Genomic DNA, 12,923 nt, shown 5'->3' with positions numbered 1-12,923 from the left:
GAATCAGGAGCGGCGCAGCCGTGGGAGCTCTTAGGTTATGAAATTTTTCGCGGTTTTTCTCGTGGTGGTTCTTGTTGTTTCCAGCGTTCACTGTACGGCCGCTGCGGAGGATCAAACCGAAGCCCAATTGAAGTTGCTCCAGCAGCAGGTTGCTCAACAGGCCGCCCTCATTGAGGCGCTTCAGGACCGACTGGACGACCTGGAAAAGGCGCAAGAGACCCCGGCGGCCCCGGTGCCCACCGCGCCTGCGGCGGCCAGCGCGACCGAACCGGCAACCGTGGCCCCCGAGAAGCCCGCCCTTCGGGGCCGCTACCCCATGGAACTCTACGGTTACGTCAAGATCGACGCCGCCCACGACTCCGCCGGCACAACCAACGGCAACACCATGCGATGGGTTGATCCCGAAAACGTCGGCCGGGACGACGATCAGTTTGCCCTCACCGCACGCCAGACCCGCCTCGGCCTGAAGATCTTCGGTCCCGAGTCTTTCGGCGCGGAAACCGAAGGGCGCGTTGAGGTAGATTTCTACGGAGACGGCACCGAAAACAACCCCGAGCTCCGGATGCGCTACGCCTATGTTTCCATGGACTGGCCCGAGGACAATACACAACTTCTCTTCGGCCAGACCTGGGACCTGATCTCCCCCCTGATCCCACGTACCTTGAACTTCACCAACCTGTGGTGGACCGGCAACAGCGGCTTCCGTCGGCCCCAGATCCGCGCCACCAAGACCTTCGGAATCGGCGAGAAAGGCAACCTGGAACTGGCCCTCGCGCTCACGCGAAACATCGGCGATGTGAACACACGCGCCTTCGGCGAGGACACGGGGGCCGACACCGGTTTCCCCAGTATTCAGGGTCGCGCAGTTTACTATCTCGACGGGCCCATCGGGCGCGAGACTACTCTGGGCATATCCGGGCACTTCGGACAGGAAGAATTCGACTTCACCAACTTCACGGGCGGAAGCTGGCGGAGCCAGACCGTGGATTCCTGGTCGGTCCACGCCGAATCCATCTACGCCCTGACCCCAAAGCTCCTGCTCACCGGTGAAGTCTTCACCGGCGCCAATATGGACGCCTACACGGCAGGCATCGGCCAGGGTGTTGTTGTCGTACCTTTTGACGACGGACGTTTCAACTACGCCCGCGAGATACGCACCCGGGGCGGCTGGGCGAGCTTGGAGATAGGCCCCTACGGCAAATGGCGCTACACGCTCGGCGGCGGCATGGAGGATCCGGACGACAGCGACCTGCTGCCCGGCGCCCGATCCAAGAATGTCGGCTTCTACGGCAACGCCCTCTATGCCTTCAGCGAAAACATCGAACTCGGCGTGGAGTTGGCCCACTGGCGCACCAGCTATCTCCAGCGCGACGACGCGAGCAACCTGCGCCTGCAAACCTCCGCTACTTTCAAGTTCTAAGGAGCGTCGTAAAGCGCCGCTCGAGTTTCCCGGCGGGTCGTAGCGCGAGTGTACCGTTCATGCGCTGTCGCCCTTGTTGGCCGGTGCCCCGGAAAAACGCGGGACGGTCCCAAACGCGCAGTGGGGATTTTCCGTGCGAGATGGCGACTGGGTACGGGATTTCGCGGCCCTCTCAGCACCCTTACGTTTGGGACGGTCCCGTACGGGCCGCTACGACTTCTTTGGGCTCCATATACGCTTCATTCCGTTTGCGCCAATTCACCATTGCCATGACAGCCATCCACACCAGGACGCCGCAGAAGGCCGCGAGGTATACGGTGGTCGCGAGACTCTCGCGGAGTGGGTGTCCGTTCACGAGCTGATTGGGAACGAAGAAGGTTGGCATGAGAAAGAGATTGCCCGCGTACCCGAGCGATCGGAGGCGATAGAGCTTGCGGTCCGCAATGGCGCGGGGTATGGAGACCAGACGGATGTAAACGAAGGGCGCAAGCAAGGCGATGTACAGCAACCCTCCGAGCCACACGCTCTCAGTCCATCCGTTCTTCTCAACGGCCATCCACATCCACGAGGGCAGTAGCAACATCATACAAAGCGGGAGAAATCGTCCGCCCCAGTTCTTGAACTCACGTTCCGGTGAAGCATTCGCCGAGTGTAGCGTGGAGAAGAAAAAATAGACCACCAGGCTGCAAATCGGGTAGAGCATGGCTGACTTCAATAGCGCGGGAGTTCCCGCAAAGCCCGCCGCGAGCGAAGTGCCGCGCCAGACCCATCCGTAGGACTCACCGAAGAACGTGGCACGAGCCAGTATATCGGTTGCGAGACTTTCACGCTGCGCGGCTCCCCCCGAGATAAGAAACAACGGTGCCGGGATGCTGCCCATCGCGATGTACAGCGCCATCCATCCACCCACGCAACCTATCGCCGTGCTCGGACGGCGAAGGTCCGCGCCGCACCACCATAACCACGCGACACACAGGCCGCATTGAACCATCCAGGCCGCGATGGCCACCTGCGTTGCGGTGGGCGCGAAGGCCGCAACATCCGGCGACAGGGTGTGAAACGGCTCCAGTTCAAAACTCGGCGTGAAGGGAATGGCCGCGAACAGGATCGCCCCGCAACGCAGGAAGTCCCACTTCGACCACCGGTAAAACCACGGCCGCTTACCCGCCTCCAGGCGCTTGCGCCAGTGAATGAAGGTCAGCGCGACGCCCATCGGAAGGACGGGTACCATCGCGTGGAACAAAAGGAACGTGGCGGGTGGAATCAACGCGCCGTCCGTGGCGCCATGTTCCAGCAAATACAGCGCCAACCCCTGAAACGGCAGCGCCAGCAACGTGCACAGCCAGGTCACGGCCAGCGTGATGATACACGCCGCACCGATCAGACGCCCCAGCGCCAACGTCGCCGCCGCCTCATGAACCTCGGCGAACATCGAGCGGAGCACCTTCGCATCCCCAAAGTGCTCCCGCACGAGAATAAAGGCATCCTCATCCGAGATCCGCTCCTCGCCGCTCTTGTAGGCCAGCAGCTTGTCCTCGATGTGGCCGTAGAGCTCTTCCTGGATCTCCGGGTCCAGGTCGTGGGCCACGGTGATCTTGCGGGCGAGTTCGCGGGCTTTTCTGCTCACAGTGTCTGGTAATTCACCCGTCATGATGAGCTGCTCACGATTTCATCCGTGCGGCCCGCGCGGGCAAACTCTCGCCTCATCGCAAGCAAGCAAACTAACAGCAGAGTGATCACAGCTGCAGCAGTGCCCAATACTTGAAAAAGGGAGAGGGCCGTCGAGAACGATTCCCATCCAACTAGCCGTATGGAGGCATTCACGAGTGTGGGTCCGATCATAAACTCGAAATGCTTCAAGTAAATGCTGTCGGGTGAGTCTACGGGGGCCGCTGTAAGATTGAATGCAAGAGGAAAAACATTCTTTGACGAAAAGAGCAAGGCCCAATACTGTCCTGCCGCAACGCCGAACATAGTATGTGAGTTGCTCCAAGTCCACCAAAGCCAGACGAGCAAATGTGAAAGAAGAATCTGAGTGGGCAAGACGAAGTTCCAAGGAAGCGCCGTCTCTGGCACGCCACTTATATCAACCGAAGGGATACAGAAGTACACCGCCACCACCAACCACAGAGAAGCAAGAATTCGACTCATGGGCCAGTCCTGATACCAGACCGGCCGGGCAGCTCTTTCACGACGACTCGAGTAGAGAAGTATCAGGAGAATCGCAAGTAACTCCAAATTCAATACAGCCCAATCTGCGTACGTTCCATCCAGGATGGGATGTGCGATAAGTGTCGGCATAGAGAGAACTCGAACCAGCCTAACAATCGCATGTATTCCAACCGTAACCACCACAAGCGCAGAGACTCGTCGCGCCAGACCGATCTGCACCGCTCCCGCGTGTACTTCCTGCATCAAACCGCGAATCACCTTCGCGTCCCCAAAATGCTCCCGCACGAGAATGAACGCATCCTCGTCCGTTACCCGCTCCTCGCCGCTCGTGTACGCCAGCAGCTTGTCCTCGATATGGCCGTAGAGCTCTTCCTGAATCTCCGAGTCGAGGTCGTGGGCCACGGTGATCTTGCGGGCGAGTTCGCGGGCTTTTTGCCGGGTCTTATTGTCGAGTTTACCGCTCATAACTCTTTATGCCTTTCCCGATCTTCTCTCGAGACTACTGAAAGACTGTGGCACAGTCGTCCCGGCTGAGTTTTTCGTTGCGAGTTCAGAATGCTCGCCCGTTCATCGGACAGCGGGCGCGTGCTTCCCAACCGTTGCGACGATGTGCCGAGCAATTGAAAACAAACTAGTCACAAAAAGACATCCAGCGATCACAGGAATGCTGGGAGACATACTCGACATGGTAAACCAGGTACCGACGAATGAGGTGGATACGCTCAGAGGGACGTGCCCAACATGAGCAATCGTTTCATCGAGCGGCCCTCCTTCACCGAGATGCAGCAAAACCTTCGCAGGGTACATTGAACCCAAGAGCGAATAGGCCGCCCAGGATAGTCCGATGACAACGTTTTTCGTAAGTGTGCGCGATCCGGAATCGGCCCACCAGAACCAAATGGCGCACCACAGCATCTGCGTGCAGATCATTGTACTCGCCATCAACCCCAAGCTGGTTCGAGAAGGCTCAAAGCCAAGCTCATCTATCGACACGGAAATACTAACTGCGGGTATAAGCCAACTCATGGCGACGGCAACGATCAGCCACGAAGTCATACGAGGTAGAGACCAGCGAACAAACCAGAGTTCGCGTTCCGACCGTTCAGCTTGCTTCCAGCGCCGTAGGACAAAAGCCAAGGTGCCGAGGGCCGTAATCTCGAATATAAGAAGGCTGGAGAGAATGCAGAATAGAACACCGGCACCCGATTCATACAAGCCTGCCGCCGCGATAGAAAGTTCACGGGCAAGGGAGAAGCCGACGCGAACCGAACATGCAACCAATGTCAAGGCCAGCACTTTCCGCATCAAGCTTGCTTGGAACGCACCAGCATGCACGCCGCGCAATAATCCGCGAATCACCTTCGCGTCCCCAAAGTGCTCCCGCACGAGAATAAACGCATCCTCATCTGATACCAGCTCCTCGCCGCTTTTGTAGGCCAGCAGCTTGTCCTCGATGTGGCCGTAGAGTTCTTCCTGGATCTCCGGGTCGAGGTCGTGGGCCACGGTGATCTTGCGGGCGAGTTCGCGGGCTTTTTGTTGGGTGTCGTCGTTCAGTGGGGTGTTCATGTTGCCGCCCTTTGGGGTTTGCCGTTGTGCCGTAGTCTCGTTTTCGTGTCTCTTCGCTTGCGAATACGCTGTAGTTCTGAAAGAGAATGTGCAAGGCTGGGAGCGCAGGCGTCCCGCCTGCATCGCGCCTTCGGCGCGAATACTAAGGTGCGGGGTGCTGAATCCCCACGGAGTACACTCCCGAACGAAAAAGCTACTTCTCCCATGGGCAGGCGGGGACGCCTGCGCTCCCAGCTTTGCCAATCCCCCACGAGCGTAGTAGTGATTCGGTGAAAGTGGTAGACATGTAAACAATGAATTGCAGATTGACGCATTACTGAACACGGTCCAGTGCCCTTCGGCATTAAAGCGGGCTTTGCCTTGGACATGAATGTCCAAGATCCTCTTCTTCCCTCACCCATGGCCGCCGTCCCCCAGCGCGGTGATGAGCTTGTGGAAGCCGCTCCATTCTTTGGTGCCCTCGGCGAGGCCCTCGCGGCCTTCCGCGGTGATGTAGTAATACTTCCGCTTGCGGCCCGTGTCGGCGTCTTGCCATTGGGTGCGGACGAGGCCCTCTTTCTCCAGCTTGTGGAGGATGGGGTAGACGGTGCCCTCCTGCCAGGTGAAGAGCCCCTCGCCCTCCTGGTTGATCGCGCGGATGATGGCGTAGCCATAGTTGGCTTCACGCGCAAGCACGGAGAGGATGAGGAGGCGTGTGCTCGCCCCGATAAGCTCTTTGTTGGAGGTCATGGTTACCGTGCTCCTTGGTGTAAGGGCACTATACCTTGAAGTTCTAGGTTTGTCAAGAGGAAGGATGAAGGATGAAGGCTGAAGGCTGAAGGCTGAAGGCTGAAGGCTGAAGGCTGAAGGCTGAAGGATGAAGGCTGAAGGCTGAAGGCTGAAGGATGAAGGCTGAAGGATGAAGGATGAAGGATGAAGGATGAAGGATGAAGGATGGGGCCAGTAGGTCAGTATGAAGTCTCAGATCCCATACGACCCATACGACCCATACGACCCATAAGACCCATAAGACCCATAAGACCCATAAGACCCATAAGACCCATAAGACCTATCCCCCGGTCGACCCTCCCTTACCGAAGCGAGCAAAAAAAGCGGCGCACAGCCTGTCGGGGCCATGCGCCGCTTTCGCGCATTCAGGGTTTACACGGTGTCATTGGGGTGCCGACGCGCTATCCCCAGCGCAGCAAGCGCCAGAGCAAACAGGAACAAGTCGCCGATGTGCTTGCGCACCGCCTCGACCGTCAGTGCCTTCGCGTTGCAGCCGCCCGGGGTTTCCGTGTTCGCGTCAATGTAGGCTTGGACCTCGGCCAGCGTTACGAAGCCATCGCTGTTGTCGTCGAGCAGATCAAATTGACCCTGGGTGAGACTCGCCAACACCGTGCGGGCTTCCGCCAGTGTGAGCTGGCCATCATCATTCGCATCGGCGCCGGCAAAGCCCGACTCGAGGAGGCGCGCATCAGTGAGGCTGAGCTCCGGCTCGCCCTCGCCCTCGCCTTCGCCTTCACCCTCGCCTTCGCCTTCGCCTTCACCCTCACCTTCACCCTCACCTTCACCTTCACCTTCACCCTCCGCGGGGCCCGTCACGGTCACGGTCCGTTCCAGGCGCTCCGACTCGTTGCCCGCGCGGTCCACCGCGTAATAGGTGAGCACATACACGCCCGGCGTGTCGTCGTCCACTACACCCTCGATCACCAACTGCGCCAGGGGATCGCCGCCATCGACGATGGAAATGCCCGCTTCCAGATAGGTGTCCGTACCCGCCACAAGCGCCACTTCGGCATCACCCAGCAGCGTCACCGACGGCGGAATGGTGTCGTAGAGGAACTCGATGTTCGACTCGTCCGCCCCTTCATTTCCCGCGCGGTCAATGGCGGTGGCGCGCACATCGTAGTGCCCGTCGGCTTCGACGGTGAGGGAGCCCGCGGGCAGCGTCCAGGTTCCGTCGCCGTTATTCGTGGCCAGCTCCGAGTCGCCGAAGATGGCAACCCGAATCTCCAGGGTCGGCTCGCTGATCGTTCCGCTGAAGGCCGGTGAAGGATCGGGCGAGGCCAGGGTGTCCACCGTAACCACGGGTGGCGTCTGATCGACGTGCAGGTCTTCGGTGCTTTCATCCGTGCCCACATTGCCCACGAGATCGGTGGCCGAGGCGATCACGTCGTACACGCCCTCCACGAAAGGTTCGAATTTGCCGCCTTCGAGGAACCACGTGCCATCGCGCTGGTTCAGGGCCGTGAACGTCTCACCGTTGATGGTGATCGTCACCGTGGCCTCGGGATCGTCCACCGTGCCGAAGAGGCCCGGCCCCGTAAACCTGGTGAACAATTCATTGACGGTCACGACGGGGGGCGCCGTGTCCAGGGTGTACACCTCGCCGTAGGTGAAGTTTCCATTGCCCGCGCCGTCGCCCCCGAGCTGGGTCAGTCCGCCGCCGTCCTCGAAGATGGTGCCATCGTCGATCAGGTCGATGCTCAAGGTGCCGTCTCCCGTGCCGGTGGCGGCCGTGACGCGAAACAGATTTCCGACCACCTCCAGGTTTGTCAGCGCCGCGCCGGAGATCCCGACCGCGTCTATGGCGAAATCGGAGAGGTCCACGCCCGAGACGGGGCGGTTGAAGCCCACGTCGAAGCGGACGGTATCGGCCTGCGTCGGATCGGAATCGACCCGCCGGATGAAGCTCACTTCAAACTCGGTAAGCGCCCCCCAGAGCTCCGTTCCGTTGTCCGCGTCGGTGGCCTGAAAGTAGAGGTTATTGCCCGCCGCCGTGAGTTCGCGGAGGGTTCCATCGGCGACGCCCTCGCGGACTTCCGGCAGCATGAAGGTGCCTTCGCCCGTGCCGTGGCTCTTCCAGACTTCCCGTCCGAAGTCCGGGTGCTCCGCCGTGAAATAGAGCACCCCGTTCACGTTGGTCACCTGCTCCGGATCCGAGCCGCCCTCCGGCAGAATATCCGCGGCTACCCGCGTGCCATTGGTTGTGCCGTCGCTTGTCCAAAGCTCCACGCTCGTATCCTGTCCACCCGCGGAGAAATACAGGCGACCCTCAATGTCGATAATCTCGTCAATGAAGGAGTCGCCCGGTCCGATCCAGATGTCCTTCACCATCCACGTGCCCTCCGGCGTCCCGTCGCTGCGCCAGAGCTCCTCACCGTGTACGCCGTCGTCCGCCACGAAATACACGAGTTCGCCCACGGCGTGAAAGGCCGCAAACTGGTCATTGCCGCCGGGATAAGGGTCGATTACGGGCACGGTGCCACTCTCCGTCCCATCGCTTACCCACAATGATCGGCTGTTGTCTTCGCCGCCCCCGGGCTCGGTGTAGGCCGTGAAAAAGAGCAGGCCATCGGCCCAGATCATATCGGCGGGGGCCACGCTCTCCGCGCCGGGCGCCAATTGCGCCACGCGTACCGTGCCGTCCGCCGTGCCGTCGGAGAACCAGAGCTCCTGGCCGTTGTCCGCGTCGTAGCCCGAAAAGAACACATTCGGGCCCGCCGCTGTCAGGTACCTTATCCCTTCGTCGTTGTCTTCGGGGTTGACGTCCTTGACCAGCACCGTGCCTTCCGGCGTGCCGTCCGTCTTCCAGAGTGCGCCCCCATTGGCTTCGCCCCGGGTCACGAAGAACACATGGTCTTCCGTCGCCGTCAATTGCGAGGGCGTCGAGTCTTCCGCGCCCTCCACAATATCTTTCAGCATTACGGTGCCCCCTTCCGTGCCGTCCGTCGCGAAGAGCTCGCGTCCCGTCCCCGTGGCCCTCGCCACAAAGATGATCTGGTCGCCCAGCGGGGTCAACTCGTCGATGCGGTCCAGGGTGCGCAGGGGTGTCGTGCCGTCCTCGGTGCCATCGCTGGCCCAGAGCGCGTCCGTCCCGGCGCCGTCTTCCGCCGCGAAGATGACCTGATCGCCGAGGGGCGTCAGCGCGCGCGGATTCGAGCTGGTGGAGATGGCGCTGATCTTCCGGACCATCGCCGTTCCTTCGGCGGTGCCGTCCGTGCGCCACAGCGTGGACCCGTTGACGCCGTCGTTGCCCCGGAAATAAACCATATCCTGGTAAACCACGGGCGAGCCGTCAAAGCCGCGCTCGGCCCCGGGGTACACATCCAGAATCAGCGTCGTGCCCTCCGGCGTGCCATCGGTGCGGAAGGGTTCCAGGCCCGTCTCGGGGGTATTGGCCGAAAATATCAGCGTGTCGCCCAGCAGCGTCGGGAGCGTGTAGCTGCCCGAAGCTCCCTCGACATCGCGGAAAGGAACCGTACCGTCGGTCGTTCCATCGGTGACCCACATCTCCGTGCCGATTCCAGCGCTGCTCGCGCGGAAATAGACCCGGTCCTCGTAGAAAAAGAACTCGCCGGGATTCGAGCCGGCGGCGTCCGGGTTGATTTCCTTCAACAGGCGGAAGTTCAGCCCACCCGGATCGGCGATGTACGGCTCGCTTCCGTGGACATTGTTGTTTGCGAAGCAATAGAGCGTGCCGTCCGGCGCGAAATACGCGTTGCCCACCGAGCTGTTGTCCACACCTTCCACCAGATCCGCCAGCATACGCGTGCCGCCTTCGGTTCCGTCCGAGTACCAGGGCTCGAAACCGTGCTCGCCATCCAGCGCCGCGAAAAACACCGCACCCTGGGTGCCCGCGTAAAAGTACGGCTGGCTTTCCGCCGCGTCCGGTGCAATGTCGGCCACCATGCGCGTGCCGTCCACCGTGCCATCCGTGATCCACAGTTCTTCTCCGTGGACACCGTCGCTGGCGTTGAAATACGCCACGTCGCCGGCCTGTATCAAGCTCCCCGAGAAGATTTCGTCGCTGCCTTCCGGCGAAAGGTCGGCCAGGACCGTCGTGCCCTCTTCCGTGCCGTCGCTCCGCCAGATGACCTCGCCCAGGGCATTGTCGTGCCCGCGGAAAAGCATCACGTCATTCACAATAAGGGGGATATGGTGGCTCCGGTTGCTCGTGTCACCGGGCACGAGGTCCTTGAGCAACACCGTGCCCTCTTCGGTCCCGTCCGACCGGTAGAACTCCCGCCCCAGTTCCGGGGTGCTGGCGAAGAAATAAACCGCGTCGTGATAGTTCACCAGCCAGAGGGGGCTCGATCCGCCCTCTCCCGGGTCGATGTCCTTCAGCAGCCGTGTGCCCTCGGCCGTGCCGTCGCTCACCCAGAGCTCATCACCCGCCACCCCGTCGTCCGCGTTAAAAAACAACAGGCCATTGGAGACCGTGAGGAATGTCGGATCGGCGTCGGCATCCGAATCCGCAATATCCCGGATCATCCGAACATCGTCGGCCCTGACCACGGCGGAAAAGGCCAAACAGGCCAATAGGAGCAAGAAAACCAAAAAACGGGGCACGAAAAGGACTCCTTTCGGTCGATTTGCGCGCCACACGGTCAAGGCGCGACTCTGGATCCTCAGGCCGAAAAGGCCCTGGGTGACGCCGTCGCCCGCCATCCACTTCGCAGGCGGTCGGCAACGCACGTGAACCACGATACCCCATCACCGGACGGGCGTCAAGCGCCCATGGAACAGTCCCGCGCAATGTCGGTATAATGGGGGAGTGCGTCTCACTGCCCGTGTACCCGATGTGGGGCAGCGTGTGTTCGTCAATTCGGTGCTTTTCCCCAAACGGGACTTCATGGCCATTCTCAATTACCTCGTAAAACTCGTTACCCGTACCTTCATGCCCGAACTTTCCCGGAACATGGAGTCCGAGGGAACCTTTAACTTCAACGATCCCCAGAGCGCACAGGGGGATGTCGATCTGTCCCGCTATATTCAGGTGGAGGACAACGGCTCGGACGTCACCATCGTTTCCTTCGCGGGCATGGCCGTGCTCTTTGCCGGCATGCCCCAGTTCGAGTTTCGCAACATGCTCAAGGAAGACCGGAACAACTACAACCTGGTCTTCCTCCGCGATCCCTATCGCACCGGATATTTCCGGCAGCCCGATGGCGGCGGAGACGGTGCGGATTTTTATCCCGAGCTGGTCAACCAGACCCTGGCGCGCCTCGGCTCCACCTACAACGTCGCCATCGGGGCCTCCGCCGGCGGCTACGTGGCCTTTTATGTGAGTTCGCGGGCCAAAATCGATCAGATCGTCGCCTTTTCCCCCTGCTTCCCCCCCGAGGTCTATCTCGGCCTGAAAAACCAACTGAAGGTCTATTTCAACCTCCCTCAGTTGCTGCGCAGCCCGGCGGACTTCGCGGAGGTCTTCCTGGTCACCGTCGCCGCCCAACTGGTATGGCGCAAGATGCGCGGTTACCTCGCGGGAAAGACTCTCCCCGACGTGACCCGGCTCTACCTGGATACCCAGCCGGCGCCCCCACGCGCCACGATTTTCTATGGCGAGCGCAGCGTGCCCGATGCCGATCAGGCCCGCCGTCACATCGGCGTGGGCAACATCACCGTGAAGCCTCTCGACACCGGCCGCCACAATTGCGCGGCTTTTCTGAAAAAGCGCGGCCTCCTCGGCAAGACCATTCTCGCCGAGATCGACGCCGGGCTCGCCGCGCGCAAGGCCGCGTTGCAGTCCGCGAACCAGGAAATGGCGGAGCCATCCAAATGACCGAATCCGCCGCGCCTCCGCTCAAAATTCTCATGTTTCCCCTCGGTTTCGGCCTGGCCCATGTGGGCCGTTGCGTCGAGATTGCCAAGGTGCTCCGGGCCCGGGGCCATGAGGTTGTATTCGCCGGCGAAGACCCGAAACACCCCCGCTCCAAGCTCGATCAGGCCCAGGCCGCCGGCTTCCGCGTGGTCCGCGTCAAGGAACCGGCCCAGCCTTATGCGTGGGACCGCTTCCACGATCACGGCTTTCTCGTCAGCGTCTGGGACATGCTCAATAGCCGCAAGTGGGCGCCGCTCGACGAGATCATCGAAGACATGATCCGCGTCTGCCGCGAGGAACGGCCCGATCTGATTCTCGGCGACGCCAGCGTGGGCACGAGCACGGCGGGGCACATTCTGGGCATCCCGGCGGCTGGCGTGCTCAACGCCTACAACACCCACTTCGTCAAACCGTGGACCTTCTTCAATGTACTGGTCCACGCCATGGAGCTGCTCCACTTCGGCCGCATGCGCAAGCCGGTCTACCGCCGCCACGGCGTGGAGCCCGTCAACGGCATCACCCTGCTCCGGCGAATCCCGCTCATCTCGCCCGATCTGGATCACTTTCACAAGTCCCATCCCGGATTTCCCCTGTGGCAGTCCATCGGTCCCATCCTGTACGAGCCCCCCTGTGAATTGCCGGAATGGTTCGAAGAGCTTTCGGACGGCACAACGAACATTTACATTACCATGGGATCCACCGGTCTGCTGGAGCCGCTGCTCCGCCGTTGCTATAAGGCCCTGGGCCAGTCGAAATACCGCTTTGTGGTGACCACCGCGGGGCAGGTCTCGGAAGAAGGCATGGCCGCCGCGCCGCCCAATTTCCGCTTTGCAAAATACGCCCCCGGCCTCGCCATCATGGAGCATTGCGCGGCCGTCGTGTTTCACGGCGGCAATGGCACCATGTACCAGGCCCTCGCCGCGGGCAAACCCCTCCTCGCCCTGCCGGGGCACCTGGAGCAGGAACTCTGCACCGAGTACATCCTCGACCACGGCTTCGGCGTGAAGGCCTCCCCACGCAGGCTGAACGGCGACGCCATGCTCCGCGCCATCGACGCCCTCGTCAACGATCCCTGCTACCGGGAGAGCGCCGAGGCCCTGCGGGCCGACGTCCTGCGCGGCGGCGCCACGGAGCGGGCCGCGGATATTCTGATCAAACACGCCCTGGGAAAGTGAATCG

Annotated in this window: 8 protein-coding genes; 3 read left to right on the top strand and 5 right to left on the bottom strand. The window is 61.2% G+C overall.

Annotated features, from left to right (window positions below; genetic code table 11):
- The first annotated feature begins 37 nt into the window (after window positions 1-37).
- Window positions 38-1,420, top strand: coding sequence for a hypothetical protein (locus JNK74_18135; GenBank protein MBL7648107.1), 1,383 nt, complete (start codon window positions 38-40; stop codon window positions 1,418-1,420).
- Window positions 1,421-1,601: 181 nt separating this feature from the next.
- Here the strand turns inward: JNK74_18135 and JNK74_18130 are convergent, their stop codons facing one another.
- The 5 genes from JNK74_18130 to JNK74_18110 all read right to left on the bottom strand — a co-directional run bounded on the left by JNK74_18130 (window position 1,602) and on the right by JNK74_18110 (window position 10,492).
- Complete coding sequence (locus tag JNK74_18130) at window positions 1,602-3,047, bottom strand: hypothetical protein (GenBank protein ID MBL7648106.1); 1,446 nt, start codon at window positions 3,045-3,047, stop codon at window positions 1,602-1,604.
- Window positions 3,048-3,067: 20 nt separating this feature from the next.
- Window positions 3,068-4,057: a hypothetical protein gene (locus JNK74_18125; GenBank protein ID MBL7648105.1), complete on the bottom strand. Its 990-nt coding sequence runs from the start codon at window positions 4,055-4,057 to the stop codon at window positions 3,068-3,070.
- 102 nt (window positions 4,058-4,159) lie between these two features.
- Window positions 4,160-5,158 carry a hypothetical protein gene (locus tag JNK74_18120; GenBank protein ID MBL7648104.1) on the bottom strand — a complete coding sequence of 333 codons (999 nt, stop codon included), beginning with the start codon at window positions 5,156-5,158 and terminating at the stop codon, window positions 4,160-4,162.
- 393 nt (window positions 5,159-5,551) lie between these two features.
- Complete coding sequence (locus tag JNK74_18115) at window positions 5,552-5,887, bottom strand: PadR family transcriptional regulator (GenBank protein MBL7648103.1); 336 nt, start codon at window positions 5,885-5,887, stop codon at window positions 5,552-5,554.
- Window positions 5,888-6,298: 411 nt separating this feature from the next.
- Entirely contained in the window at window positions 6,299-10,492 is a 4,194-nt protein-coding gene (locus JNK74_18110; GenBank protein MBL7648102.1) for a DUF5011 domain-containing protein, read from the bottom strand.
- Between the two features lie 205 nt (window positions 10,493-10,697).
- On the opposite strand from JNK74_18110, the gene JNK74_18105 reads away from it, so the two are divergent.
- Window positions 10,698-11,705: a hypothetical protein gene (locus JNK74_18105; GenBank protein ID MBL7648101.1), complete on the top strand. Its 1,008-nt coding sequence runs from the start codon at window positions 10,698-10,700 to the stop codon at window positions 11,703-11,705.
- The gene (locus JNK74_18100) at window positions 11,702-12,919 is read left to right on the top strand and encodes a hypothetical protein (GenBank protein MBL7648100.1); all 1,218 of its coding nucleotides are present in this window, start codon (window positions 11,702-11,704) and stop codon (window positions 12,917-12,919) included. The genes JNK74_18105 and JNK74_18100 overlap by 4 nt, the downstream gene beginning before the upstream one ends.
- Window positions 12,920-12,923 lie beyond the last annotated feature (4 nt).

It is taken from the genome of Candidatus Hydrogenedentota bacterium (genome assembly GCA_016791475.1).
Taxonomy (GTDB): Bacteria; Hydrogenedentota; Hydrogenedentia; order Hydrogenedentales; family JAEUWI01; genus JAEUWI01.
This window is presented reverse-complemented; position numbering and strand designations above follow the sequence as displayed.

Bases quoted from the DNA above. Each gene is read 5' to 3' on its own strand.
- JNK74_18135 (MBL7648107.1), top strand. From the start codon at position 38: ATGAAATTTTTCGCGGTTTTTCTCGTGGTGGTTCTTGTTGTTTCCAGC.
- JNK74_18125 (MBL7648105.1), bottom strand. From the start codon at position 4,057: ATGAGCGGTAAACTCGACAATAAGACCCGGCAAAAAGCCCGCGAACTC.
- JNK74_18120 (MBL7648104.1), bottom strand. From the start codon at position 5,158: ATGAACACCCCACTGAACGACGACACCCAACAAAAAGCCCGCGAACTC.
- JNK74_18115 (MBL7648103.1), bottom strand. From the start codon at position 5,887: ATGACCTCCAACAAAGAGCTTATCGGGGCGAGCACACGCCTCCTCATC.
- JNK74_18100 (MBL7648100.1), top strand. From the start codon at position 11,702: ATGACCGAATCCGCCGCGCCTCCGCTCAAAATTCTCATGTTTCCCCTC.